General features: G+C 63.2%; 17 protein-coding genes and 1 rRNA gene. 13 read left to right on the top strand and 5 right to left on the bottom strand.

Annotated elements, in window-relative coordinates; genetic code table 11:
- Window positions 1-69 precede the first annotated feature (69 nt).
- The 5 genes from AC1Q6C_RS00090 to AC1Q6C_RS00070 all read left to right on the top strand — a co-directional run bounded on the left by AC1Q6C_RS00090 (window position 70) and on the right by AC1Q6C_RS00070 (window position 6,319).
- On the top strand, window positions 70-843 hold the full coding sequence (locus tag AC1Q6C_RS00090; RefSeq protein ID WP_003945134.1) for an ABC transporter ATP-binding protein: 774 nt from the start codon (window positions 70-72) through the stop codon (window positions 841-843).
- Window positions 844-847: 4 nt separating this feature from the next.
- A complete protein-coding gene (locus AC1Q6C_RS00085; RefSeq protein ID WP_492666307.1) occupies window positions 848-3,382 on the top strand; it encodes an ABC transporter permease in 2,535 nt (844 codons plus the stop codon).
- Window positions 3,383-3,450: 68 nt separating this feature from the next.
- Window positions 3,451-3,897: a hypothetical protein gene (locus AC1Q6C_RS00080; protein ID WP_007736175.1), complete on the top strand. Its 447-nt coding sequence runs from the start codon at window positions 3,451-3,453 to the stop codon at window positions 3,895-3,897.
- Between the two features lie 107 nt (window positions 3,898-4,004).
- Window positions 4,005-5,180: an acyl-CoA dehydrogenase family protein gene (locus tag AC1Q6C_RS00075; protein ID WP_007736177.1), complete on the top strand. Its 1,176-nt coding sequence runs from the start codon at window positions 4,005-4,007 to the stop codon at window positions 5,178-5,180.
- Between the two features lie 8 nt (window positions 5,181-5,188).
- Window positions 5,189-6,319: an acyl-CoA dehydrogenase family protein gene (locus tag AC1Q6C_RS00070; RefSeq protein ID WP_030536908.1), complete on the top strand. Its 1,131-nt coding sequence runs from the start codon at window positions 5,189-5,191 to the stop codon at window positions 6,317-6,319.
- A gap of 58 nt (window positions 6,320-6,377) precedes the next feature.
- Here AC1Q6C_RS00070 and AC1Q6C_RS00065 read toward each other — a convergent pair whose 3' ends face one another.
- The gene (locus AC1Q6C_RS00065) at window positions 6,378-7,724 is read right to left on the bottom strand and encodes a DUF5691 domain-containing protein (RefSeq protein ID WP_073513002.1); all 1,347 of its coding nucleotides are present in this window, start codon (window positions 7,722-7,724) and stop codon (window positions 6,378-6,380) included.
- Between the two features lie 104 nt (window positions 7,725-7,828).
- Between AC1Q6C_RS00065 and AC1Q6C_RS00060 the strand changes: the two genes are divergently transcribed.
- A complete protein-coding gene (locus AC1Q6C_RS00060) occupies window positions 7,829-9,058 on the top strand; it encodes a hypothetical protein (RefSeq protein ID WP_492666306.1) in 1,230 nt (409 codons plus the stop codon).
- Window positions 9,059-9,194: 136 nt separating this feature from the next.
- Complete coding sequence (locus AC1Q6C_RS00055; RefSeq protein ID WP_003945109.1) at window positions 9,195-9,965, top strand: hypothetical protein; 771 nt, start codon at window positions 9,195-9,197, stop codon at window positions 9,963-9,965.
- Between the two features lie 2 nt (window positions 9,966-9,967).
- Here the strand turns inward: AC1Q6C_RS00055 and AC1Q6C_RS00050 are convergent, their stop codons facing one another.
- On the bottom strand, window positions 9,968-10,915 hold the full coding sequence (locus tag AC1Q6C_RS00050; RefSeq protein WP_007732210.1) for an aldo/keto reductase: 948 nt from the start codon (window positions 10,913-10,915) through the stop codon (window positions 9,968-9,970).
- Between the two features lie 183 nt (window positions 10,916-11,098).
- Here AC1Q6C_RS00050 and AC1Q6C_RS00045 point away from each other — a divergent pair, with 183 nt between their 5' ends.
- The 3 genes from AC1Q6C_RS00045 to AC1Q6C_RS00035 are packed head-to-tail and all read left to right on the top strand — an operon-like array spanning window position 11,099 to window position 15,920.
- Entirely contained in the window at window positions 11,099-11,524 is a 426-nt protein-coding gene (locus AC1Q6C_RS00045; RefSeq protein WP_030536906.1) for a hypothetical protein, read from the top strand.
- Window positions 11,524-15,627: a cation-translocating P-type ATPase gene (locus tag AC1Q6C_RS00040; RefSeq protein ID WP_492666305.1), complete on the top strand. Its 4,104-nt coding sequence runs from the start codon at window positions 11,524-11,526 to the stop codon at window positions 15,625-15,627. The genes AC1Q6C_RS00045 and AC1Q6C_RS00040 overlap by 1 nt, the downstream gene beginning before the upstream one ends.
- An 11-nt stretch (window positions 15,628-15,638) precedes the next feature.
- Window positions 15,639-15,920 carry a hypothetical protein gene (locus AC1Q6C_RS00035; RefSeq protein ID WP_030536904.1) on the top strand — a complete coding sequence of 94 codons (282 nt, stop codon included), beginning with the start codon at window positions 15,639-15,641 and terminating at the stop codon, window positions 15,918-15,920.
- A gap of 87 nt (window positions 15,921-16,007) precedes the next feature.
- On the opposite strand, the gene AC1Q6C_RS00030 is transcribed toward AC1Q6C_RS00035, so the two are convergent.
- Together AC1Q6C_RS00030 and AC1Q6C_RS00025 are read right to left on the bottom strand one after the other, a co-directional pair.
- Entirely contained in the window at window positions 16,008-21,491 is a 5,484-nt protein-coding gene (locus AC1Q6C_RS00030) for an ATP-binding protein (protein ID WP_230359924.1), read from the bottom strand.
- Window positions 21,492-22,033: 542 nt separating this feature from the next.
- Window positions 22,034-22,807, bottom strand: a complete 774-nt coding sequence (locus AC1Q6C_RS00025) for a hypothetical protein (protein ID WP_225320093.1) — start codon at window positions 22,805-22,807, stop codon at window positions 22,034-22,036.
- 215 nt (window positions 22,808-23,022) lie between these two features.
- Between AC1Q6C_RS00025 and AC1Q6C_RS00020 the strand changes: the two genes are divergently transcribed.
- Both AC1Q6C_RS00020 and AC1Q6C_RS00015 read left to right on the top strand, forming a co-directional pair.
- Window positions 23,023-23,754: a GNAT family N-acetyltransferase gene (locus AC1Q6C_RS00020; RefSeq protein ID WP_003945124.1), complete on the top strand. Its 732-nt coding sequence runs from the start codon at window positions 23,023-23,025 to the stop codon at window positions 23,752-23,754.
- A 53-nt stretch (window positions 23,755-23,807) separates the two neighbouring features.
- Complete coding sequence (locus AC1Q6C_RS00015; protein WP_003945115.1) at window positions 23,808-24,782, top strand: sigma-70 family RNA polymerase sigma factor; 975 nt, start codon at window positions 23,808-23,810, stop codon at window positions 24,780-24,782.
- A gap of 91 nt (window positions 24,783-24,873) precedes the next feature.
- Here AC1Q6C_RS00015 and AC1Q6C_RS00010 read toward each other — a convergent pair whose 3' ends face one another.
- Window positions 24,874-25,284, bottom strand: coding sequence for a VOC family protein (locus tag AC1Q6C_RS00010; protein ID WP_042923411.1), 411 nt, complete (start codon window positions 25,282-25,284; stop codon window positions 24,874-24,876).
- 642 nt (window positions 25,285-25,926) lie between these two features.
- Here AC1Q6C_RS00010 and AC1Q6C_RS00005 point away from each other — a divergent pair.
- A 16S ribosomal RNA gene (locus AC1Q6C_RS00005) occupies window positions 25,927-25,992 on the top strand; the annotation flags it as partial.

The following is a 25,992-nucleotide window of genomic DNA, read 5'->3' as shown; positions in this document are numbered from 1 at the left end:
GGCGTCCGTGTTTTCACGGGCGCCCGTCACGCCCGCAAAGTAGCACCGAAGTGAACAGGAAAGGCGATCATGAGTTCGCACGCCCAGGATGTCGCGGCCCGCGCAGTCGGCCTGTCCAAGACCTACGGCACCGGAGATACCCAGGTGCACGCCCTCAGTTCGGTGTCCGCAGATTTCGCCCGCGGTGAGTTCACGGCGATCATGGGGCCGTCCGGTTCCGGTAAGTCGACGCTGATGCATTGCCTCGCCGGTCTGGATTCCGCAAGTTCGGGTTCCGTTCTCATCGGTGACACGGAACTCACGACGCTTTCCGACAAACAGATGACCCAATTGCGACGCGATCGCATCGGTTTCGTTTTCCAGGCGTTCAACCTGGTGCCGACCCTGACCGCGCTCGAGAACATCACGTTGCCGCTCGACATCGCGGGACGCAAAGCGGACCCGACCTGGTTGAACAGCGTCCTGACCAAGCTGGGTCTCGGGGATCGCCTCGATCATCGGCCGGGAGAGCTCTCGGGTGGTCAGCAGCAGCGTGTGGCGTGTGCGCGTGCGCTGGCGGGTCAGCCGGAGATCATCTTCGGCGACGAGCCGACCGGAAACCTCGATTCGAAGTCCTCCGGTGAGGTGCTCTCGATCCTGCGGGCGGCCGTCGACGAGTTCAACCAGACCGTGGTGATCGTGACGCACGATCCGCGGGCAGCGGCGTATGCCGACCGGGTGGTGTTCCTCGCGGACGGCAAGATCGTCGACGAATTGCGCGAGCCTACGGCGGATTCGGTCCTCGACCGGATGAAGCGTCTGGACGCTCCGCAGGCGGTCGTGAACGTGGAAGCCGGGGCTTGAGCACATGGCTTCGGTAAGCAACTCGCCGATGCGCAAGGTTTCCCTGCGCAACTTGGCGGCACACAAGGTGCGACTTGCGCTGACGGTTCTCTCCGTGGTGCTTGGCACGGCTTTTGTCGCGGGGTCGTTCGTTTTCACCGACACCCTCCAGAAGACTTTCGATTCGATCTTCGAGAACACCGCCCAGGGCGTCGACGTCCGGGTATCGATGGAAGAGCGCAACACCAGTGGCGTTCCGGTCGAGGATGTCGACAAACTTGGCGCAGTCGACGGCGTCCGAGCGGTAGCCCCGGCCGTCAGTGGACAGATCGTCCTGATCAACGCAGACGGCGGCGCTGTTCAGACCGGCGGCGCGCCGAGTATCGGTCAGTCCTACCTACCGCCGGGCCAGGCGATTGCCGAACCCGACACCTTCGTCGAGGGCGCGCCTCCGACGCAGACCGGTCAGGTCGCGCTGAACACCAGCGCCGCCGAGCGAGCCGGACTGAAGGTGGGGGACTCCGCCAAGGTTCTGGCACCGGCCCGCGGAATCGTGGACGTGACGTTGTCCGGTATCTACGAGGGGGCGGGCAGTGACACCGGCGGGTTCATCGGCGCGCTCTTCACCGACGAGCAGGCCCGTGGACTCTTCACCGACGGCCAACACGTCGAGTACATCGACGTCGCGGGCGAAGGGGTGTCGCAGACGGAACTGCAGCAACGCGTCGAGCAGGTTTTCCCCGATCTCAAGGTGCAGACCGGCGACCAGGTTCGTGAGGAGACCAAGGCCGAGGTCGACTCGGCGCTGAGCTTCATCAACTATTTCCTGTTGGCGTTCGGCGCGATTGCTCTGCTCGTCGGAACGTTCATCATCTACAACACCTTCTCGATGATCGTGGCGCAGCGTCTTCGTGAGCTGGCGCTGCTGCGTGCGATCGGTGCGAGCCGAGCGCAGGTCGGCCGTTCGGTGGTCACCGAGGCGCTCGTGGTCGGACTCATCGGCAGCATCATCGGTCTGCTCGGCGGTATCGGTCTCGCCTACGGATTGCGCAGTCTCCTCAACACATTCGACGTCGGTCTGCCGGAAGGCCCGCTCCAGGTGGGTGCCCGCACGATCATCGTCGCGTTGGTGGTCGGCGTCGTCGTCACGACGCTCAGCGCTTACGCCCCGGCTCGTCGTGCGTCGAAGATCCCGCCGGTGGCGGCCATGCGTGAGGAGTTCGCCTCCACCGGCGACTCACTGCGAGTGCGGACGTTGATCGGTGCGATTCTCGGCGTGATCGGTGTGGCACTGCTCGTGTTCGGCTCTCGCGGTACCGGCGGCGGCGCGGCGCTGATCGTAGGCCTCGGTGCGTTCTCGTTGATCATCGCGGTGCTTCTCGGGGCTCCCGCGCTGTCGCGGCCGATCGTCGGCGCGCTCGGTGCCGTGTTCGCCAAGCCGTTCGGTGCCATCGGGCGATTGGCTCGTACCAATGCGGTGCGCAATCCCCGTCGCACGGCCGCAACGGCATTCGCTTTGACTCTCGGTCTGATGCTGGTGACGGTCATCGGAGTGTTCGGTTCCTCGGCCAAGGCGAGCATCAATGCTCTTGTCGACGTGGGTGTTTCGGCCGACTACATCCTGACCGGTCCCAACGCGATCGGCGTGCCGCGAGGTGCGGCCGACGCGGTCCGACAAGTGCCCGACGTGCAGAGCGCGACGTCGTTGCACGGAGTGCGTGCGAAGGTCGACGGTGAGGACGAGCAGGGCGCTTCGTTCGACGGCCCGATCGAAGGCGTGCTCGAATACAAGATCCTCGAGGGCACGGTCGATCTGACCGGCAACAACATGCTCGTCTCGAAGTCGACTGCGGACGACAAGGGTTGGACTGTGGGTTCGACCCAGACGTTGACCGGTCCCGGCGGCGTCGAGTACCAGACGGTTGTCGCGGGAGTGTTCGAGGACAACCAGCTGATCGGCTCGTGGATCGTCTCGGACGAGGCGTATCGGAAGCTGATGCCGGCCGAGAGTCTGCCGGACTTCGTGGTGCTGGTGAAGGCGAAGCCTGGCGCGGATCTGACAACGCTGCGATCCGAGCTCGAAACGGCCACGGAGAAGTACGTCGTCGTCCAGGTGCAGGATCGTGAGGAGTTCAAGGGAACTCAGGGCCAGCAGATCAACACGTTGTTGGCGATCCTCTACGGACTGCTTGCACTCGCGGTCGTGATCGCAATCCTGGGCATCATCAACACCCTGGCACTCTCGGTGGTCGAGCGGCGACGAGAAATCGGAATGCTGCGAGCTGTCGGCATGCAGCGCGGACAGATGCGACGCACGATCTACCTCGAGTCGGTGCTCATCGCGGTGTACGGCGCGGCGGTCGGAGTTGTTCTCGGCATCGCGTTCGGTTGGGCCTTCGTGAGCACTCTCGCGGATCAGGGCCTCGACAAGATCACGATCCCGTGGGGTCAGGTGGTCGGAATGCTGATCGGCTCGGGTGTGGTGGGTGTCTTGGCGGCGCTGTGGCCGGCCAACCGAGCGGCCAAGACGAAGCCGCTCGAGGCGATTGCAGACATGTAGGGCCTTCGGCCCCCGTGCGCACTTTTGGTAGCGGTAACAGCCGAAAGTGCGCACGGTACCGTTGCCACATGAGCACCCTTCAAGAAGTCGGCGAACGTGAATCCTGGCGCTGCTGGCTGTGTGACGAACCGGTCGATCCCGACATGTCCGTCAATGATCCGCGCGGCCCGAGTATCGACAGCATCAACACCGCAAAAAAGGGTGGCAAGACCAAAGGTGGCGTCGAACGCTTGGCGCACCGCGCATGCAACACCAAGAAGGGTGCGGTCAAACCTGTTGTGGAATGGCCAGATCGGCTGTTCGTCGTGGATCCCGCCCCGATCATCGGGGTCGTGGAGCAGCTCGAGCGAAAGGGTGGCCGCGTCGCCGTCGCTCGCTGCCCCGGCAAGGACGACGCCCAGGAAGCGTCGGATTGGCTGATCGATCGGTTGTCGCGTCTGGCTCCCGCGTTGAATGTCGAAACAAGTATCGACGCCGCGGGCGGGGGTTACCTGTTGGTCCTGAAAACCGTGTAGGAGGTCGGCCCTGAGTGCCGTCTTTTGCGGTACCTGTTCCGCCTCCATAGCTGTCGGGGTACGGTCGAACCGAACATGAATCCGGTTTCGAGTGCGAAGGAATCCCGATGAACCTGGCATTGACCGACGAGGAACTAGCGTTCCGCGACGAGATGCGGACGTTCTTCCGTACGCAAATCCCCGCGGACATCAGGGAGGCGTACGCCCACGGCGAGGAGTTGGGGCGCGACCGTATGGTCGAGGCGCAGCAGATCCTCAACGCTCACGGTCTGGCGGTACCGCACTGGCCGGTCGAGTGGGGCGGCAAGGACTGGACCCCGGTCCAGCACAACATCTGGCTCGACGAACTGCAGCTTGCGTCGGTTCCCGAACCTTTGGCGTTCAACGCCAACATGGTCGGTCCGGTCATCGCGGCCTTCGGCTCGCAGGAGCAGAAGGAGAAGTTCCTTCCGGCGACTGCGAACCTCGACATCTGGTGGTGCCAGGGATTCTCTGAGCCCGAGGCCGGTTCCGATCTCGCTTCGCTCAAGACCCGTGCGGTCCGCGACGGCGACGACTGGGTCATCAATGGTCAGAAGACCTGGACGACGCTGGGACAGTACGCCGACTGGATCTTCTGCCTCGTGCGCACCAATCCCGATGCGCCCAAGCGTCAGGCCGGCATCTCGTTCATCCTTGTCGATCTGAAGACGCCTGGCGTCACGGTCCGCCCGATCAAGCTGATCGACGGCGGCTACGAGGTCAACGAAGTGTTCTTCGAGGACGTCCGCGTTCCGGGAGAGAACCTGGTCGGTGAAGAGAACCAGGGCTGGGGCTACGCCAAGTTCCTGCTCGGCAACGAGCGAACCGGTGTCACCCGCGTCGGTTTCTCGAAGGTTCGTCTGGCCCAGGCCAAGGCTCGCGCTGCCGAGGTCAAGGTCGGTAACGGAACACTGCTCGAAGATCCGCTCTTCGCTGCTCGCCTTGCCGAACTCGAAAACGAATTGCTTGCCCTCGAGCTCACTCAGCTCCGGGTGGTCGCAAGTTCCGCTGACGGCCAGCCGAACCCGGCGTCGTCGCTGCTCAAGCTTCGTGGCTCCGAATTGCAGCAGGCGAGCGTCGAACTGCTGATGGACGTGGCCGGCCCTGATTCACTGCCGTACGACGCGGGCAGCGACATCGCCTCCGCGAGCTGGGCACAGCACACTGCCCCGACGTACCTGAACTACCGCAAGGTATCCATCTACAGCGGATCGAGCGAAGTGCAGCGCAGCATCATCGCCTCCTCGATCCTCGGATTGTGAGGCGTGGCATGGACTTCGAACTCAACGACGAACAAAAACTTCTCCGCGACACCACCAAGGATCTCCTCGCGCGTAGCTACGACGCCGAGAAGCGCAACGCGATCATCGACTCCGATCCCGGGTGGAGCCCGCAGGTCTGGAAGCAGTTGGCCGAGGTCGGCTTGCTCGGCCTGACATTTTCCGAGGACGACGGCGGCATGGACGCCGGCCCAGTGGAAATCGGCGCGGTCATGACCGAGATCGGTCGACGCTTGGCACCCGAGCCGCTACTCGACGCGGTCGTGACGCCGGGCGGCCTCATCTCCGAAGGTGGCAGCGCAGAGCAGCGCTCGTCGATTCTTCCCGGAGTGGCCGAGGGCACCACGTTCCTCGCGTTCGCCGACCAGGAACCCGGAATCCGTTGGCCGGCAACCGAACGGGCCACCGCGGCGGCCCAGGTCGACGGCGGCTGGACCATCACCGGTATCAAGAATCCCGTCGGCCACGGCGCGACGGCGGACATCTTGGTCGTGAGCGCTGCGCTCCCCGGCGGTGGCGTCGGACTGTTCCTCGTCAAGAGCGATGCCTCCGGTTTGGTACGCAAGTCCTACGCCACTCACGACGGGTTGCGCGGGGCGCAGATCGAGTTCACCGATACGCCGGCCGAAGCACTCGGTGAGGGCGGTGACGCTACTGCTCTGATCCAGGCCGCGCAGATCCGTGAGCAGGCCGCGCTGTGCGCCGAGGCTGTCGGAGCGATGGAAGAGGCGCTACGCCTGACCACCGAATACCTCAAGACGCGTAAGCAATTCGGGGTTCCCCTCGCAAAGTTCCAGACACTGACACACCGCGCCGCCGACCTGTACGTCTCGCTCGAGTTGGCACGCAGCATGAGTCTGTACGCAACGATGTCCCTTGCCGACGGCGTCGTCGATCCAGTGATCGCTTCGCGGGTGAAGTTGCAGATCGGGCGTTCGGCTCGGCTCATCGGCCAGGAGGCGATCCAGATGCATGGTGGTATCGGTATGACCGCAGAGTACCCGGTGGGGCACTACGTGAGCCGACTCGTCGCCATCGAGCACACCCTCGGCAGCACCGAAGATCACCTTCGGGTGTTGGCCGCCGGTGTGGCTGATCACGAGATGGTCAGCGTGGTCTGATCTTTCACGAACGACGAAGGGGCCGCATTCCGTTCCAAGGATGCGGCCCCTTCGTCGTTCAGCGGTGATTGCGCAGGACGTCCAAGCGGAGTCGGCGCTGCTCGATGTTGACGGCGCTGTCGGTGAACGCTTGTTGCCACCCGGGGTCACTCGTTCGGGCCGCCGCGTCCTGCAGAAGCGGTACGGCGTCGAAAGGGAAGCGCGCCTGCACGCTTCGCAGGGTGGAAAAGTGACTGTGACGCGAGTGGATGCCCAAGTCCTCACCCGTCGCAGCATGCTCCATCGCTTCGTTCTCCAAGGCATTCAACAACTTTTCGGCGACGGCCAGGGGCCATGGGCGGTCGATGCCGTCGAGCAGTGCGCTGCCGTCGACGCCCAGAAGGTACTCGTCCGCGTGGCCGGCAACGATGTACTCGACGCGCTCGCGTGGGTCCGCGATGGCGACGATTCTCCGGTCGGTCGTGCGCCCGTCCCGCTCCAGAAATGCCGACGCCCACGCGGTGTTCTTCTGGAGAACGGTTGCGGCAATCCATGATTCGATCATCACCGCGCGCCATTGCTTCTCGATGGGGATGGTGAGGGCCTCGCGTGGCGAACCGGCCATAGATTCCCACAGCGTCAGCGGAGTGGCGGTCACGACTTGCCGTAACCACCAGCGCCGGATGCCCTTGTTCTTGTAGTGGACGTCTTCGATGCCGTCACGAAATGCGAGGTCGTCGAGCGAGCCGGGCAATCGGACGGCAAGGCGCGGCCGCAAGGGCTTCGTCTCGAGCCGCACCCAGGACCGAGCCCGAGTGACCATTCGAGAGGCAAACGGAGATCGGGGGAGTTGCCGTAGTAGTTGAATTGCACGCTCACGGACCCGCACGGCTGGATCGTCGAGTGCACGCTCGAGGAGCGCGTAGTCGTGTTCACCCAGCCCGACGTCGAGATGGTCGAGGAAGTGCAGCCGGCTTGCCGTGGCCTCGTCGTCCCAAGCGATCTCGAGCTCTTCGCTCGCCAGTTCCGGGTCGACCGTACGTATGTAATCGAACCAGGCCGTACGGTCGTCCGGATCGGGCGAAAGCCACAGCTCGTCCCGGCGTGTTCCGATTCGTCGCAGCTGGGCCCAATCCGGGTTCTGCTCCGCCAGGTACTGCCCGCGTCGACCGGCGAGGCGAAGTAGCGCCTCGCGGTGCTCGGGATACTTCAGCGCGGCTTCCATGAAGAGCGGGACACTGGCCGCGGGCGCGAGGAATCCGCGTTGGTCGGCCATCGCGAACCATTCCGCGAGAGTCCAGGAACGTACTTGCAACAAGGACTGAAGTTGTTCGATCGCGAGGTCGGGAAGCAGCGGTTGAACTGCTGGATCAGTCTTCGATGCGCGCGAGTGACCTGCGTGCGCGTCTGATCGCAGGGAGGTCACCCGCCTACGGTATGGCAGGGGTGCGTCGAGCTGGGTCGCAGGGGTCGGGCGCGTGTCGGCAGATTCTGGAACAGTGGTAACCGGCACCCAGCAGGAGGCGTGAGATGACGGATGGCCGTGAGATGAGAGACGGAACTGACGACGTCTTTGTCGTGGCATCGGTGACCGAACGGCGAACGCTCATCTCCACCCGAGTGAGGGAGTGGTGTGCGGCGGGAACTGTCGAGTCGAACCGGCCGGAGTTGTCCGATGATGTCGCGCTGCTGATTGCCGGGGGGTATGGGGACGAGTCGACGCGATCGATCCTGGCGAACCGGCGCAGTGTCGGACGTTCGTTCCCGGAGATCGGCGGCTTCTCGGAGTTGCGGTATCTCACCGACGAGCTGGCCCGCACCAGACGTCGACTGCTCGCGACTCGCATCGGCCCTGTTCAGGTTGTCCTCGAACGACGGGTGCAGGCGCTCGACAAGCGCGTTCAGTCGATGCGATCGGCGATCGTGCATTCCAATCGTCACTTCGCGAGCAGTGTCCGTGCCATCCGCAAGGACCGGCGCGACGGCCTGCATCTCGACGTCGAGCAACGCGAGGCTCTCTTTGCCGGGCTCACCCGTACACCGGTTCCAGCCAAGCTGCCGGTGGGGCTCGGTGTCGTGGCCAGCAGTGGAAACGCAGCACTCGACAAACTTGCCGCCCAGTTCGGGAAGGTCCAGGGAACCGGTGTCATCGCCGATGCCGGAAGGCGCATCGCGGAAGTCCTCGACGGACTGGTCGATTCAGAACCCGAGGGACGCGCCGGTGAGTACGACGCCTTGCTTTACCTCGCCGGGAATCTGTTCGACCGGATCGAAAGCTCCAGCGCGTGGCATTCCGACCACTTCGTCATTCAACGCAACCAACTCGACCTGGCCGACGAGATCACCCAGATCGCGGTCGACACCGTCGCGCTGCGTTCGATTCTTGCGGAGTTGGACGACGCGGAAACACTGGCACGCGACGAGGGAACCCGAGCCGGAATCGCTTCGCGCAGGGAAGCGCTCGGCGTGGTCTGGGACCAGCTGGTCGAGCGCGTGGCGGCCCTCGCGCGGATCGGTGACCTGGTCGCACGGGCCGAGGATCAGTTGAGTTCGCAGCGCGCGGTTGCGCATGCAGCGAGCCTCGACAGCCGGATCGACGACCTACTTGCGCGCTCCGGCTCACGTGAACTTTCGGCTGCAAACACGCACTACGTCGGGGATCAATTCGACGGTGTGGAAGAGCTGATGTTCGCTCACCGGGCGGCGCTTTACGGGGACATTGCACTGCTGACCTCTGGGAACGAGCGTCGGGCGCCGTAGTCAGGCCGTCGCCGGAGCTGTAAGGTCGGGGGTACTGACCGGCCACACGATCGAAGTAAAGGCCGGGATTTCGCTCAATGCTCGACCCCGATGCCGATCCGGTGATGCGGGCGTACCCGCTCGAGACAGGTCGATCATGGAAGACACCGCAAGCCGCGGCATCAATGCGTTCATTTCCGAAGCTACGCAGCGTGGGGGCAAGGCTGTCCGTCTCACGCACTCACGTCGTAATCCCGTCGAGGTGACGGGCGCTGACGGTGTCAGCCGAATCGTCCGCGTGCGGTCCAAGCTCGACGGTGACTGGCAGGCCAGGCGTCAGGACGAGTCGCTCGAGAGTGACGACACCCGCTCCGAGTTCTGGGTGTTCGTCGACCTGGCAGCAGATCCGCACGAGTTCTACATGTTGCCCTCCAACGAGGTCGCCGACGACATCCGCGCCGAGGTCGACCTGTGGATCATGGACAGCCCCGGACGCAATCGCACCGGCCATCACGCGATTCCGCGTGGGCGCGTCGTGCACGGTCACGATCGTTGGGATGCGCTGGGCTTAGCCGCGGTCAAGGATCCGAGCATTTACGTCGAGACCCCGGTTGCGACCAAGCGTAAGACGTCGCCGGTCGCCGCGAAGAAGCGTCGCGCCAGCGGTGTCGAGGAGATCGAAGTCGTCGACAATCGCCTCGAGATGACAGCCGATTGCCACGGATATCGCTGGGTCGGGCGCTTCGACGAAACCACCGAGGTCGTCGAGATCATGCGTGGACCGATGGAAGGCCGCCGATTCCCAGATCCGACCGCGGCCGCAAATGCTGTCACCGGTCACATCTCAGGCGACACCGAGAGCCATGACGGTTGGTCGTTCTGGACGATCAACAACACGGCCCTCGGCGCTCATCTCAAAACTGCCTGATCTCAGGCTCCGACTGCCGCCGACACCCGTTCGAGAGTGTCCAGTTCGTTCGACGAGAGCACCAGATTCGGGGCGTCCAGTAGCGCCGGGAGCTGCTCGGGCCGGCTGACGCTCGCGATCGGTGCGGTGATGCCCGGTCGAGTCAGCAGCCAGGCCAGCGCGACGGTCGAGATCTCGCTGTCGTGTGCCTGCGCGATTGTCGCCAGTTCCGCGACGACGTCGAGTCCGGCGTCGCTGAAGTATCCGGCGGTCAGTCGTTCGCGGGAGCTGCCTTCGATATCCGCGCGGGTCTTGTATTTTCCGGTCAGGAAGCCGGAAGCGAGAGCGAAGTACGGGAAGACGCTGATGTTGTTGTCGGTGGCGATCTGGGCAAGTTCGGGTTCGTACGACTTGCGGTGAACCAGGTTGTAGTGCGGTTGCAGGGCGATCGGCGCGGCGTAACCGTTCTCTTCGGTGATTCGCAGCCACTCCCGGACGCGATCGGGGCTGTAGTTGGAGATTCCGAGATAGCGAACCTTGCCCGCGACGACCAACGCATTGAAGGCTTCGAGAGTTTCCTCGAGCGGAGTCTGCGGGTCGTCGAAATGCGCGTAGTACAGATCGATGCAGTCCGTCTGCAGGCGCTGCAGCGACGCCTCAGCTGCGGCCGCGATGTTGTCGGCCTTCAGGCCCTTGAAATCGGGATGGCTACCCACCTTGGTGGCGACGACGATGTCGTTCTGCAGTCCCCGATCGGTGATCCATTTCCCGATGATCGTTTCGGATTCCCCACCGGAATTGCCGGGAGCCGACGCCGTGTACGAGTCGGAGGTGTCGATGAAATTTGCACCGGCTTCGGCGAACGAGTCGAGGATCTCGAAGGACGTCTTCTCGTCCGCGGTCCATCCGAAAGGGTTGCCGCCCAAGCTGAGTCGGAAGATGTCGAGATCCGAATTTCCGATGATCGCCACTGTGTGGAACTCCCGTCGATGAAGGTGGTCGCTGCATCCCGCACCGTACCCTCTCACGGCGCTGGCGATGGCGCGCCCTCGCCAGGTTCGCCGAAAAATGTATCGGATCGTGATTGCCGCCGTCAGCGTTGGGTATGGCCTCAAATACTGAATTCTTCGATGGACTGCTGATAGGAGCGTCCGATGATGATTGTGGACGAAGCGACCCGCGTCGTTCGTGGGGTGGCAGACGCAACGACGACGGTGGCCGGAGCCGTCGGCGGTGGAGTGATCGGTGGAGTGACGGGCGGGATACGTGGATCGGCGGAGGGTGTCCGAGACGGAATTCGTGCGGGTAGTTCCTCGACGCCGACGGCGGTTCTCACGATGGCGGCCGTGGGTGCGGCGGGATTGGTGGAATGGCCGGTGCTCTTGGCAGTCGGCGGCACGGCCCTGGTACTCCACGAATGGGATCGCAAGAGCGGTCGGCCGGATCGCCAGGTCAAGGCGGTTGGCCGCACGAGCAAGCCGGAACAGGTAAAGAAGGAATCGAGCGGAAACTCCCACAAGGCGGCCGGCCGGTCACAGGATCGAACTCACAGTTCTTCGCACACTCGATCCACTCACTGATGTTCTCAGCGATGGCCCGGCGTGCGGTGTCGGTGGCAACTTTGCCGCCGCGTCTGGCGTTGTCGGGACTCGCGTTGGTGGGTGGTTCGACGATTCCGCGAACCGCTGTCAGTGACGTGGCGTTGCGGACCGGCACCCTCGCGTTGGCGGGTGTGGGGATGATTCCTGCAGCAGCGGGATCGATATTCGGTGCCCCGCGAATCCCAGGTTCCGCCTATGTCTCGGCGGCCGCGTCGGCGATCAATTATCAACCCTGGGTGCGTCGGCGGATCGAACAGAGCCTTGGCCGTTCGCTCACCGACTTCGCATTGGAGTCGGCGACGTCGTTCGCGGATGTTCTGACCTATGCGCCTGCGTCATTGGGCGTGGATTTCTGGCTGCGGACGATGCTGCTGCGCGAAACTCTGGCGGCGCGAAGCTCTCGGCGTGTGGGGCCACTCGAACCTGGCGGTCGCGGTTCTTCCGTGAGGCCTGAACCGAGTGGCTCAGGTGAGCGTTACGCAGACAGGATCGCAGGGGTTCAGTTGGTGGCCGGGGCTGCACTGGCTACCGTCTCTGCCGGCGGTGACACCGTCGCGACGAGTATCAAGGTTTCGGCGCCGCGGCCGCTTCGGATGTCGCGCGAATCATTCGCTGCTGGTGTGTCATACGGTCTGTGTCGGACGCACCACACCGCCGTTTCGGACTCTGCGGCTCTACGCATGCTCGATCGTATTGACACCGTCCTCGTCGATCCGAGCGTCCTCTTCGACGACTCGCTCCGGGTTTCCGACATACGAGAGGTGGCCGAGTCGGATCGCGTCGCAGTGTGGGAACAAGCCAGGAAAGCTCTGAACGACGGAACTGTCGGAGTGGGAAGGCACCGCATCGGCGGCGCCGAAGTGGTCGTGCGACCCGTGCGAAAAGGTCTGGCGGAAACACTGATAGGCGAAATACGTGCGGCCGGGGTCGCAGCCGTCACGATCGACGACGACGGGCTCGGATCACTGCGAAGTGGATTCGACGAGCTCTATCCGGCGCAATCGACTGCCGAAGCCGGCCTGCGCGAGGCTCTCTCGGCGTTGGTGGCCGAGGGTCGGACAGTTGCGATCGTGTCGAGTAGGGCGATAGCGGGGCAGGCAGTGCTACGCATCGGGATTTCACCACCGAGTGGCGAGCACGTGAGTGCCGACATCCACACCGACTTGGCCGGGGCGTGGCGGGTTGTCCATGCGCTCCCGGCTGCTCGAACAGCGACGAGGCGCGGTGTCGAACTCTCCTCAGGTTCTTCGGCATTGGGTGCCTTGATCATGCTTCCGGGAGTTCGAGGGGCAGGGCCGGGGCCGGTCACGGCTGGTTCGGCCGCGGGACTGTGGACCGGATACACCCTGTCCCGATCTGTGATTCAAGCGCCCGTCCCTGTCGGTACTCCGAGCGATACCTGGCATGAGATGGACGGTGATGCTGTCGTTCGCGAACTATCCGAATCCATCCGACATACACCGCACCGTGCGGAAGCTCGTGTGCGAGCGCCCGCACGGTTCAGGTTGATCCGTGACGGATTGTCGGCGTTGCGAACAGAATTGGCGGATCCACTGACGCCTGTGTTGGCGACCGGCTCCGCTGCCAGTGCAGTCCTCGGTTCACCGGTAGACGCCGTCCTGGTCGGCTCGGTCTTGGTCGGCAATGCCGCGATGTCCGCTGTTCAACGGCTTCATTCGGAGCGGGCGGTGCAGCGGCTCTTGCGGACTCAGGAACCGGTAGCTCGGCGAGTAACCAACGACGGCACGGTCGAGACAGCGGCCGACGCGCTCGAACTCGGTGACGTCGTGGCAATCGAGTCCGGGGACATCGTGCCCGCAGATTGTCGCCTGTTGAGCGTCGAATCACTGGAAGTCGACGAGTCGTCGTTGACGGGAGAGTCCCTGCCCGTCGACAAGCAGACCGACCCGACCCCTGGGATGCCACTGGCCGAGCGACGGTGCATGGCCTACGCAGGGACAACAGTGCTTGCCGGATCCGGTCGTGGCGTGGTCACGGCCATCGGAGCCCGAACGGTGACCAGGCGTGCCGATGTCGGTGTGTCCCGATCCGGACCTGCTGTGGGCCTGACCAACAGACTTCGCGAACTCACGAGGGCGACCCTGCCGGCCAGTATCGGCGGTGGGGCGTTGGTGACAGTCGCGGGTCTGCTTCGTGGTACCGGTCTGCGCCGCGCCGTCACCGGAGGTGTGGCCGTGGCTGTGGCTGCCGTGCCGGAGGGGCTGCCTCTGGTTGCCACTCTGGCTCAGCAGGCCGCAGCGCGAAGGCTCACTGCAGCAGGAGTGTTGGTTCGTGCGCCACGATCGATAGAAGCGCTCGGTCGTGTCGACGTGGTCTGCTTCGACAAGACCGGAACCCTCAGCGAGAACAAGCTACGGGTGGCCGCGGTCGAACGCGTCGACGGCTGGGACGAAAGCGAGATTCTGGAAGTTGCGGCGCGCAGTGCCCTGGGAAGTCGCGACGATCGCGTGTTTCATTCGACGGATGCCGCCGTCGTCGATGCAGCCCAGCAAGCTCTGGACGACGCTTTGGTTTTCGGTGACGTCGAGGCGAACAACCTCGTTCCGTTCAGGTCGGGGCGGCCGTACTCGGCAGCTTTGCTCGGCAGGCGGATCGCACTCAAAGGTTCGCCGGAATTCGTGACCGAAGCAGGACGAGATCCGAATGCTGTGTCGGCGAAGCACGTTCAAAGCATGGCCGGACGCGGACTGCGGGTGGTTGCCGTCGCCCAGCGCGAGTTGTCGGAACACGACGCGCGACGCGCAGGCGAAGACTCGCAATTTCTCGAACAGTGTTGCTCCGAGGGGCTGGAAGCGGTCGGCCTTCTCGGACTCTCGGACACGCTCAGACCCGAAGCAACGCAACTTGTTCGAGAACTTCGAGGCGACGGACGGCAAGTGCGCGTGCTGACCGGGGATCATCCGACAACAGCGGCCGCGGTCGCCACCGAACTGGGGTTGGACGTCGCACGCGAGGATGTTGTCACCGGTCCTGACTGGGAGAACTTCTCTCGCGCCGAAAGACGGGATGCGGTCCGCGGCAGCAGCGTCTTTGCGCGCGTGACACCCGAGCAGAAGGTCGAGATCGTGCAAGCGTTGGAGACCGACGGGCGGGTGTGCGCCATGGTCGGTGACGGCGCGAACGATGCTGCGGCGATCCGAGTTTCCAGCGTGGGAATCGGGGTGGCGTCGACCGACAGTGATCCGGCGCGCGGCGCCGCAGACATCGTGCTCCTCGACGGCCGTGTCGGCGGACTGACCGACGCATTGGATGAGGGCAGTCAATTGTGGCGGCGGGTCAGATCAGCGGTAGGGGTTTTGCTCGGAGGCAACGCGGGTGAAGTCGCATTCGCGCTGATCGGTTCTGCGTTGTCCGGCGAATCACCGCTCAACGCAAGGCAGTTGCTACTGGTCAATCTGATGACGGACGCCTTGCCCGCTGCCGCGCTTGCGGTGAGCACCCCGTCCGAGAACGGATCCGAGAAGTCCGAACAGATGGACGCTCATGCGTTGTGGCAGACGATCGCTGTCCGCGGCGGTGCCACGGCAATCGGTGCGCTGGCAGCGTGGCTTCTGGCCCGGGCGAGCGGTAGGAGGCGGCGAGCGTCGACGGTGGCGTTGGTTGCCCTGGTGGGCACCCAACTGGGGCAGACGCTGCTCGAATCACGCAGTCCGCTGGTGGTCGCAACCGTTGCCGGATCCGCTGCGGCGCTGGCGACGCTCGTCAGCACACCCGTGGTGAGCCAATTTCTCGGTTGCACGCCGCTTGGTCCCATCGCCTGGGGCCAAGCGGTGGGCTGCGCGTCGGCGGCGACGCTGCTCGCGGCGCTGGCCCCGCGGGCGTTGGAGCGGATTGCCGCAACTGAGGAGAACGCGAACGGTCAGTCGACGATTCGCAAGATCCCGACGCGAACGAGCACTGCGTACACCTCCCGAACCGGGGGAGTCAGCGCCCGCGACAGCGTGGAAATCAGCGACGTGGAAATCAAAGAAGCGGAAACCGGTGAATCGGACACGCTTGTGAGCGTCGCTGCTGGAAGTGACACGTCGCCGAACTCCCGGGCGACCCGAGATGAATCCTGAGGAATCGTGACATGTCCCAGAACACCGTCGACCACACGAACCCCGTCGATCACCGCGCGGTAGTCGAATCCGTCCGTTCGGCACGGAGCTTCGAGTTGGAGCTACCGATCGTCGGTGCCATCCCTGTTCCGAGACCCGAGCAGATCGCCTACTTTGCGGTGATGGGACTGATGGTCGCCTTCGAGATCATCGAGTGGCCCGTGGCAGTCACCATTGCAGCGGGGCATCTGCTCGCAACAGAGCAGCACAATCACGTCCTCGAAGAGATCGGAGAGGCGCTCGAGGGGGTCTGACGCAGGCGCTGCCTGGACACAAATCGAGGCCTGGACACAAATCGAGCGGCCCCGCATTTCGCGGGACCGCTCGACGTGCGGAGAAACTTACTGCGCGAGTGCGCGCTTCATGCCGCGTTCGACTGCTGCGATGATCTGCGGACGCAGTTCTGCGGCAGGGACGATCTCATCCACCGAGCCGACCTCTCGGGCCCGCTGGATGTTGTGGATCGCTTCGAATTCGGATGCCACTTCGCCGAGCTTGTCGGAGCGGACGGCGATGCGCTGAGCGTTCAGTTCTACGCGCAGATGTGCTTTCTCCGTGTCATCCTTGGCTGCTGCCAAGTCTGCCTCCAGTTGCTGCACCTTCGGGTCGTTGTTGGTGCGGGTGTTCACCTCACGGGTGAAGACCACTGCGGCGGCGGGGGCGCCGCCGAGTACCGACGCGAACGAGCCTTCGACAGCAAGAACTTCCATGTTGTCGTTGAGCGCACCGGAGAACACGACGAACGCGCCGCCGTGGTAGCGGGAGACGACGCAGAACACGATCGGTCCGTCGAAGTTGACGATGGCGCGGCCGATCTCGGCGCCGTACTCGAGCTGGATGTTGCGCAGCGACTCCGGGGAACCGTCGAAGCCGGACAGGTTGGCCAGCACCACGATCGGACGGTTGCCGCTCGCAGCATTGATCGCGCGGGCAGTCTTCTTCGACGAGTTCGGGAACAGCGTTCCCGACGTCCAGGTGTCGGGACCGTCGGCGGGGAAGTGCCCCTTACGTGGGATCGCGCGGGATTCGATGCCCACCACTGTGACCGGATGTCCGGCGAGGTGCGCGTCCAGAACGACCGAGGTGTCGGCGCCGGCCATGTCGGCCCAACGCTCGAGAACAGAGTGGTCCTGGTCGACCACCGAACGCATTACGGTGCGAATGTCGAAGGGCTTCTTGCGATCCGGGTTCTTCGCCGAGGAGAAGATGTCGCCGACCGTCTCGAAGTCGCTCGACGGGTGGGTGTGCGGGAAGCTACGCACGTCGCGATCGACAGGGTCCGTCGTCGCTGCGCGGCGCGGGAACCGTTCGCCGGGAGCGAGGTACGAGTGTGCGTAGTGACGGAACAGGATCTCGCACGCCGCAGTGAGGTCGGGGGCCCAATACTGTGCCTGGCCGTTGGGGCCCATGACGCGGTCGTAACCACCGATACCGAAGTTGTCCTCGGCCGACACACCACCGGAGTAGTCGAGAGACTGCTTGCCGGTCAGCACCATCGCGCTGTCCGGGGTCATCACCAGAATGCCCTTGGTGTGCATCAACATGGTGGCTTCGGCGTTCCAGTAGGGCTGAGCGCCGACGTTGATGCCCGTGACGACGATGTTGATCTCGCCGCCGTTCTGGGTGAAGGTGATGATTCGGCGCAGGCCGCGGGAGACCCAGTCCATGTTCTCGGTGCCGCTCTCCATCGAGATGGTGGCACCGGAGGACAGTGCGAACCACTCGACCGGAGCGTTCAACTTCTCGGCCAGGTCGATGGCAGCGACGACGCGTGAGCATTCGGCCTCGGCGACGGTACCGAGCGCCTTGGTGGGGTCACCGAATAGCGCGACACGGGTCATTCCCTCGGGATAGCGCGGCGTCGGCGTGTTCACGAGGCCGACGACGATGCCGGCCTTGTTGAGACCGTACGGACGCTCGACAGGTGACAGGACGCCCGCTTCGTCGAAGTCGTGCTCGACGAAGGTGCCCTTGGTGCCGGTCAGGAGTGGAATCAGCTCGTACGGGTACACAGTTCCGCGTGCCCGCGAACTCTGGACCTTCTGGGCGTACGCGTCGAGGGGGAGCAGCGGTTCAGTGGGAGGTGTGGTCTTGTTGATGACCACACCGGCACCCGCGCGGTAGGAGAATCGCAGCGCAACTTCCTTGGGCGCGCCGCCCTTTCGGTCCTTCAGCCGAGTGATGAGCGTGATCTCTTCGAGCCCGGCGCCGACGGTCAGTCGGGCTGCGTTCTGAGCGATCACCGAGAAGCGCTCGCTGGGAACGTCGGCGACCGGCCACACGTAGAGCACGACGCGGTTGGCTGCGAGTCGACGCTTGTCGCCGCGCTGGGACTGCGCCCGACGGATACCGTCGAGGCAGGCAGCGAGCGTGCGCTCGATGGCCGGGAGTGCAACCATCTGACCTTCGTCGTCGAGTTGCGGTGTCACGTCGCGGATTTCGGCCAGAGCGATCAGGCGCTCGTCCTTCGGATTCTCCTTGGCCGAGAGGTGGAACAGGTAGGTGTTCTCCGGAGCCGGGAGGCGCTTTCCGTTGAAGTTCTTCAGGCGCCACATGTCCAGACGCTGACCCGTGAGCGGATGCATGTCGCGGATGATGTGGTCCTCGACCAGTTCGCCGTCGACGGGGCGGAAGGTGACCCACCGGACCGGATCCCCGTTCGGGTTGCAGATGATCACCGTCGCGCGGCGAGACCGTGTGATCGTCTCGTTGCGCGAGAGTTCGGTGCGCAGCGTCTCGACGAGCGCGTCGCCGTCGGCGGGCTGATCAGGCCAGTCGAGGTAGATGTCGACTACCAGCCCGCGACCGGATGGAGCATCCTGCGCGATCGTGGCGACATCGTCGAGAGCCGTACCGAGAGCGTCGAATTCGGCCACCGTCGAGACCAGATGCAGCCCGTCGCCCTTGAGGTCGAAGTTACCGGTTACGAAACGGCGGTCGACGTGCTCGAAAACGCGGACGTCTTCGAACGAGTGAATCTTGTAGTAGCGACGCGTGATGACCTCGAGCAGAGGGCCGCCATCGCGGTTGCCGAGGCCGATCTTTCGACCCAACAGGTCCAGTAGCGGTTCGGGAGTGGCGACGAGATTGGCGATTCGCTCGTCGAAATCTGCAGCGTCCGGCTGCTCTTCGAGGTAGGCGAGGTTGCCGCGTACTCCGTCGTAGACGTCTTCGCGAACTTTGCGGATGCGCGGCTCGTCGAAGAACCGGAAGCGAAGGTTGCGGGCGACGTCGCCGATGACGGGGTAGCGGACCTGCGTCGCGACGATGAGTCGATCGAGAACCTCGTTGAGCTCCTGCGCCGAGCAACCGGGAGCCTTGTCGCCGACGAGCCAGCCTTCGAGAAGTGCTGCAATGACCGGGATCTGGGCTTCCATGCGCTGCAGAGCCAGGAAGAGTCGGTACACCGCTTCCTCGACGGCCTGGCGATCTTCCAGATCGGTGACGTCGTAGTGGCGAAGTGCCCGTTCGAGTCTCGTGCGGAACGACGCCGGCAAACCTTCGCGCTCGGAGTCGAGTGAGTGCAGGAAGGTGTGGAAGTGCTCGCGGGGGCTGTGGACGGACTCGTCCTTCGCGGACTCGCCCGAGGTGGGCTTGTTGCGCGAGAGTTCGCAGATGTCGGCGAAGGTGGTCAGCACAGCCAGTTCTGCCTGGACCAGTTCGCGGTCCTCGGATTCGAGTGCGCTGCGAAGTGCGTCGTATTCGGCCAGAACAGCGTTTGCGTGCTTGCCGCTGACGTCGTAGCCACTGATCATCGCGGTCAGTGCTTCCAGCTGTGCCAATGCATCTGCGCGGGTATCGGACCCGGAAGTTGCTGCGGGAAGATCGAATTGGACTCGCGGAGCCTTCTCCGTGACAGCTTCCTCACTGACCTGGTCGACGCGCAGGAGCGGTGCGCCGGCATCGACCTGGGAGTTGACGGTAGCGAGAACCTCACGCACTTTGCCCGCATACGGAGCGCGAACCGCGGTCTCCATCTTCATGGATTCGAGCACGACCAGAGTGGATCCGGCTTCGACGTCGTCGCCGACCGCGACCGGTACTGCTACCACTACGGCGGGAGCCGGCGCGCGGACTACGCCGGCGTCGTCCTGGCTGATCTGGTGGCTGATGCCGTCGACCTCGACGAGATAGCGAGCCGGGCTCACGACGGAAACGACGTGGAAGCGGCGATCACCGATCACCAGCCGTGACTCGAAGTCACCGAGACGATCGACGTCGACCTCGATGTCGCCGGCGTCTCCGTCGACGCGGTAGCGGTGCGGGCCGATACGCCCGACGGTCAGTTTGTATGCCTGACCTTGGTAGTTGAGCTCGACGGTACGGCCGATCGCGTGGTTGGCGCGGGGACGGCCGCCGCGTGCCGAGGCGAGGAAGGCCGCACGCTCGAGGGACTCCTCGGCGTCGTAAGCATCGATGGCGGTGGCGATCAGTGCGACGTCCGCGCGACGAGTGGTGCCGGTCAGGGCGCCTGTGCGGTCGAGCCAGCCGGTATCCGCGGATGCCGAGATGACCTCGTCGCGATCGAGTAGATCGAGGAGGAACGACTTGGTGGTAGTGCCGCCGTCGAGTACGACAGTGGTTTCACGAAGGGCAGTGCGCAGACGCGCAAGTGCCTCGGAGCGGTTGCGGCCCCACGCGATGACCTTCGCGACCATCGAGTCGTAGTCGGGCGGAATGACGTCCCCGGCAGCGATGCCGGTGTCGACCCGGATGCCGGAGCCGAGCGGGAACTTGAGGAGCTGAACGGTGCCGGGTGCCGGCGCGAAATCGTTGTCGGCGTCTTCGGCGTTGAGGCGGGCTTCGACGGCGTGGCCGAATGCGGGCGGGCAGTCACCGACCAATTCGTCACCACTGGCGACCAGGATCTGCAGTTTGACGAGGTCGATTCCGGTGGTGACCTCGGTGATCGGGTGCTCGACCTGCAGGCGGGTGTTGACCTCGAGGAACGTGAAGAGCTTGTTTCCGGGCTGGTAGAGGTATTCGACCGTGCCTGCGCCCTGGTATCCGGCTGCCTTGACCAGTTCGGCGGACACCTTCTTGAGGTGGTCCGACTGTTCTTCGGTCAGGACGGGGGAGGCGGATTCTTCGATGACCTTCTGGTTGCGACGCTGAATCGAGCAGTCGCGAACGCCCGGAGCCCAGACATTGCCGTGGTTGTCGGCGATGACCTGTACCTCGACGTGGCGTGCATCGGTGACAAGGCGTTCGAGGAAGACGACGGGGTCGCCGAAGGACCGCTCTGCTTCGCCCTGCGTGCGCTCGAGTGCAACTTCGAGTTCGTCTTCGGCCCAGACCTTGCGGATACCGCGTCCGCCGCCGCCGCTTCGGGCCTTGATGATCAGGGGATATCCGATGGACTGAGCATGACGACGAGCGTCGGCGCGCGTTTCGACCGGTCCGCCGCTCCACGGGGCGACCGGTACGCCGACCTTCTCGGCCAGGATCTTGGCGGCAACCTTGTCGCCGAGCAGGCGCATCGCGTCGGCGCTCGGGCCGATGAACGTGATGCCCAGTTTCGCGACGATCTCCGCGAAGGCGGGATCCTCGGCCACGAAGCCCCAGCCGACCCAGACTGCGTCGGCCTTGGCTGCGAGCAGTGCTCGCTCGAGTTCGGCGTAGTCGAGGTACGGGCTACCGGTGCCGGTGCTGCGCAGGGTCACGCCCTCATCGGCCTGGCGGACGAACATGGCGCGGCGCTCGGCCTCGGTGTGCAGCGCAATGACGCGAATGCCGTAGTCGTGTTCGGCGTTCAGTTCGCGTACAGCCCTGATCAGCCGGACCGCGGCCTCACCTCGATTGACCACTGCGATTCGTTTGAACATTGTCACTGCCACCGTCCTTGATGAGATTCTTCGTCACGTACGTTGCGATATGAGCCGACCGTGTCCCACGTACCCGGATTCCCCGGTTCGTGAACTACGCCGCGATGCGCTGTGTTTCCCCCGGTTGCGCGTCGGCAAGTGATTGCCCTTCCGGTTCGTCGAGTCCCCTGCGCTGAAGCACTGTGTGCACCGAAGCGCTGTGTGCGCTGAGGCACTGTGTGCCTTGTGCGCCACCCTGCAGGCGTGGACTCAGAACCGCTCCAATCACGAATCAGCAACATATTGTGTCTGCTTCCAGGGAATCCCTGGTTTATCTAAGAATGCAGTATGTCGACGCTCATGTCACCTGGGCGAATTGAAGAATATTAGTCAACGTGAACCACGGTTACACATATGGCGTTAAATCATTGCGGTGCAATCGAATTCGGACTTGTGACACGGATCACGATGGTAATGAAATCGGCAAGAAAGTGAATACTCACTGGTAACAAAATCGCATATTCGGAGAATTCTCTGGGTTGCTCGATTATTACTGATCGGTACTACTGGCGAGTATTTTTTATGTCCGGTCGGACCGTATTCGAGAAATCGCCTTCGATGGTTGCGATGTGCTTTGCGATCGCGTCGAGTCCTGAGGGAGGGAGGTGCAATCCGTTGCCGAGAGCAAGTGAAGTCCGCTTGAAGTGCTCCACGAGTGGTTCGTATTTCGTGACCAGTCTCAGCCTGTCGGTCTCGCTCAGGTACTTCACGCTTCCCGCGTTGTCGACGAAGTCACTGAACTTCACGAGGAACACTGCGGGATCCGCTATCGCGCGGATGACGTGATCCTGATATCCGGCGGTGGTGTTGTCGCATGGGTAGTCGATTGGATTGGTCACTGCCTCAACAAGTTCGGAGATTCTGTGGCCGAAGCGCGAGGCGATGAGTGTTGACGCACGTTCCTGTGCTTCGGATGCGGACATGTCGTCTGCAGTCTGGCCACCGAGGAGCGCGATGACGGCGTGTGGTCGGTCTTCGACCGTGTCGTGAAGCGCGGTTGCGCTCAGGATCTCGACATCGGAGCACCCGTACCGAAGCAGCCGCAATACATTTCGTAGGGGATGAACGATGTAGGGATCCTCGTCGGACTTGATCCCGTTCTTTCTGAACTGATCGAGGTGCGCAAGGGTAGCGACCTCCATGGCGAGCCGTAGGGTTTCACCCGAGATCGCCAGCTCGTCGACGGCGCTCTCGATGGCGAAGACCAGCGTTGCAGCGTCCATCTCCTTCAGGGGCAACTGGTCGAATGCGGACCTGATCGGGTCGGAGTTGCTCATGCCAAATAGCCTTCCGGTTGGTGAGGCGTCGCGACGAATGTCCTGGTGCAGATCTGCAATCGAGCCCTGATTGACGCCGGAAATACAGGTCGAGGTCAGAATCATCTTGATTCTATCCGGCGACTACGACAGCAAGTGTTCCTAGCGTTGTCATCGAGGTGGGCGGGGAGGTTCGTTCGCCTCCATCACAGGCAAATAGGGCAGGAAGAGGTTCGATGACCACGGAGGCGACCCTGGCGTCGTTTGTCGAGACAGTTGACACGGATGTCGACACCCATCCGCTGGACGATCCTGTGCGACAAGGACTTCGCGGACATCATGCGCAATTCGCTCGCTGGGCAGGGAGAGTTGCGCGGTACGACCCGACGGTCGCGCCGTTTGTCGGTCATCCGCCCGAGTTGGACGCCGAGGACTGGGAGAACCTACTCACACTCGTAGGTCCTGGCGGCACAGTAGGTTTACGAGGATTTGATCACCGCCCGCCGGAAGGGTGGCGCGTTGTGGATCAGTTCGGCTCGGTGCAGATGGACGGATCCGCACTCGAAGTCTCCGTTGATCCGTCGGTCGAACTTCTCGGAACGGGCGACGTTCCCGAAATTCTGGCATTGATCGAGCGCACCAAGCCAGGACCGTTTCTTCCTCGTACCGTCGAGATGGGCAGTTACTACGGCATTCGCGTCGACGGAAGACTTGTTGCCATGGCGGGGGAGCGGTTGCACCCTCCGGGATGGACGGAAATCAGTGCGGTGTGCACTGACAGCGACTTTCGGGGTCGAGGCCTGGGTACGACGCTGATCCGTGCCGTCGCTGCCGGGATTCGCGAGCGCGGCGAGCTGCCATTTCTCCATGCAGTGCAATCGAATACGAATGCGATCAGACTCTACGAATCACTGGGGTTCGTTCTCCGGAAGAGATCCAGGTTGACTGCGGTGCAGGCGCCTGCCTGATCGAATTCTCGCCGACGCCTGTGTTTCGGGCGCTCGGCCACTAGTCTGAACAAATGACAGTCGATCAGGCGTTGGACAGTGATTTCCTCACTCTTGCCGATCCGTACCGCCGCGAGTTGCTGGCGCACTGCTATCGCATGATGGGGTCGATTCACGACGCCGAAGACCAGGTCCAGGAGACGTTCATCCGGGCTTGGCGCGGGTTTGACGGTTACAAGGGCCAGTCATCTCTCAGGACCTGGCTCTACCGCATCGCGACGAATACCTGCCTGACCGCGCTGGAGGGGAGATCGAGGCGTCCCCTCCCGACCGGCCTCGGCGCACCTAGTTCGGACCCGGCCGACGATTTGATCGAGCGCAACGAGATTGCCTGGTTGGAACCGATTGCCGATTCTGCGTTGGGCGACGTCAATGATCCGGCCGTCATGGTCGTCAATCGCGATTCGGTCAGGCTCGCCCTTGTTGCCGCTTTGCAGCACTTGTCCGCGCGCCAACGTGCGGTTCTGGTTCTACGTGACGTTCTCCAGTGGAAGGCGTCGGAAGTTGCGGAGGCGCTGGACACCACAACCACTGCGGTAAACAGCCTGCTGCAGCGGGCTCGCGCGCAGATCAATCACATCGGACCCACCGAGGACGATCTCGTGGAACCGACTACCGAGGCTGCCCGGAAGTTGCTTCGCGACTACGTGCACAGCTTCGAGAGCTACGACGTCGAGGCCATCGTCGAACTGTTCACGCGCGAAGCCATCTGGGAGATGCCTCCGTTCGAGGGTTGGTACCAGGGCCCCGAGGCAATCGGGCAACTCATCGGAACCAAATGCCCGGCCGACGGACCAGGAGCGATGCGCCTACTTCCGACCGCTGCGAACGGACAGCCGGCGTTCGGCCTCTACATGCGCGAGCCCGATGGTGTTCACCGCGCTTTCCAGTTGCACGTTCTCGATGTCACCGAGTCCGGGATCTCGCACGTGACGTGTTTCTTCGATCTGAGTCTGTTCGCACGGTTCGGATTGCCTGCCGAGCTGTAGGGGCCCTGCCGAGTTGTAGGGGCAAGGAGTTGCGCGAGCCCTCCGGTATGGAGGGACCCGCGCGACTGCTCGTTACTGCTGTTGCTGTGCGTTACTGCTGGGGAACAGTCGCAGCCGGGTCCATCCACATGACCTCCCAGACGTGATTGTCGAGGTCGCGGAATGCGCGTCCGTACATGAAGCCGTGATCCTGGGGCTCCATCCACTTGCTGCCGCCGGCAGCAATCGCCGCGTCGACGAAGGTGTCGACTTCCTCCCTGCTGTCGGCCGACACACACATCAGTGCTTCACGAGCTTTCGACGTGTCGCAGATGTCGTCGGCGATGAAGTCCCCGAAACGCGGTTCGTTCAGGAACATGACGGTGGCGGAATCGCTGACGATCATCGAGACAGTGTTCTCGTCACTGAACATGTCGTTGAACTCGAAGCCGAGGCCACTGAAGAATGCACGGGTAGCGACGACGTCCTTGACAGGCATGTTGACGAAGAGAAGACGAGACATTGGGTGCTCCTTGAACTCGGTTGACTGATTACTGAACGCTTCGGTTCCTGTTGGTTCCTGCTCATACAGACCGCAGTGGGCGCAGAAAGTCATCGCGAGAAGTAAAAATTCGAGAAAAGTATCGCCTGTTAACCGGCGTCAGTGCTCTGACCTGGCGATTTGGTGTTGTGTTGATCTTCGCGTAACTTTGTCCAGGTCAGAGCGACACGGACACCGACTCCCACCTGCGAGGGTGAGGGACACGAGGTTGTACGAAGTGCCTGGCGAACACAATCCAGTTTTTCTTCACGGGGTTCCGGTTTGCGCCGGTGACTTGGTTGGGATAGGCTGGAAAAGTTGCCCCGGAGCGGCGGCCGTAGGGTCGTGGTGATGGTGTGTGCGTGTTCTTTGAGAACTCAACAGTGTGTCGATGAATGTCAGTGCCAAATATTTTTTGGTACTTCACATCCGCGAATGATCAACCGCCCCTTGGGGTTTGGTTGATTTGTGTGTGGTGTGAGTATTTTTCGTCGGTGATTGTTCATTCTTCCGTCTGAATGGTTGCCGACACATTTTTTGCTAGTTGAGTTTTTTTGCTAGTGATTTGACTCTTTTTGTCTATGACTGATTAGCCGGCCTTCGGGTTGGTGATATCTAGAGTCTTCAACGGAGAGTTTGATCCTGGCTCAGGACGAACGCTGGCGGCGTGCTTAACACATGCAAGTCGAG

The sequence above is a fragment of the Rhodococcus sp. MT28 genome (genome assembly GCF_058792695.1).
This window is presented reverse-complemented; position numbering and strand designations above follow the sequence as displayed.

What these genes read in the sequence shown, in the direction of transcription:
- AC1Q6C_RS00090 (WP_003945134.1), top strand. Translation starts at nt 70, where the DNA reads ATGAGTTCGCACGCCCAGGATGTCGCGGCCCGCGCAGTCGGCCTGTCC.
- AC1Q6C_RS00045 (WP_030536906.1), top strand. Translation starts at nt 11,099, where the DNA reads ATGATGATTGTGGACGAAGCGACCCGCGTCGTTCGTGGGGTGGCAGAC.
- AC1Q6C_RS00015 (WP_003945115.1), top strand. Translation starts at nt 23,808, where the DNA reads ATGACAGTCGATCAGGCGTTGGACAGTGATTTCCTCACTCTTGCCGAT.
- AC1Q6C_RS00055 (WP_003945109.1), top strand. Translation starts at nt 9,195, where the DNA reads ATGGAAGACACCGCAAGCCGCGGCATCAATGCGTTCATTTCCGAAGCT.
- AC1Q6C_RS00025 (WP_225320093.1), bottom strand. Translation starts at nt 22,807, where the DNA reads ATGAGCAACTCCGACCCGATCAGGTCCGCATTCGACCAGTTGCCCCTG.
- AC1Q6C_RS00040 (WP_492666305.1), top strand. Translation starts at nt 11,524, where the DNA reads ATGTTCTCAGCGATGGCCCGGCGTGCGGTGTCGGTGGCAACTTTGCCG.
- AC1Q6C_RS00080 (WP_007736175.1), top strand. Translation starts at nt 3,451, where the DNA reads ATGAGCACCCTTCAAGAAGTCGGCGAACGTGAATCCTGGCGCTGCTGG.
- AC1Q6C_RS00085 (WP_492666307.1), top strand. Translation starts at nt 848, where the DNA reads ATGGCTTCGGTAAGCAACTCGCCGATGCGCAAGGTTTCCCTGCGCAAC.
- AC1Q6C_RS00010 (WP_042923411.1), bottom strand. Translation starts at nt 25,284, where the DNA reads ATGTCTCGTCTTCTCTTCGTCAACATGCCTGTCAAGGACGTCGTCGCT.
- AC1Q6C_RS00035 (WP_030536904.1), top strand. Translation starts at nt 15,639, where the DNA reads ATGTCCCAGAACACCGTCGACCACACGAACCCCGTCGATCACCGCGCG.
- AC1Q6C_RS00030 (WP_230359924.1), bottom strand. Translation starts at nt 21,491, where the DNA reads ATGTTCAAACGAATCGCAGTGGTCAATCGAGGTGAGGCCGCGGTCCGG.
- AC1Q6C_RS00075 (WP_007736177.1), top strand. Translation starts at nt 4,005, where the DNA reads ATGAACCTGGCATTGACCGACGAGGAACTAGCGTTCCGCGACGAGATG.
- AC1Q6C_RS00020 (WP_003945124.1), top strand. Translation starts at nt 23,023, where the DNA reads ATGACCACGGAGGCGACCCTGGCGTCGTTTGTCGAGACAGTTGACACG.
- AC1Q6C_RS00060 (WP_492666306.1), top strand. Translation starts at nt 7,829, where the DNA reads ATGACGGATGGCCGTGAGATGAGAGACGGAACTGACGACGTCTTTGTC.
- AC1Q6C_RS00070 (WP_030536908.1), top strand. Translation starts at nt 5,189, where the DNA reads ATGGACTTCGAACTCAACGACGAACAAAAACTTCTCCGCGACACCACC.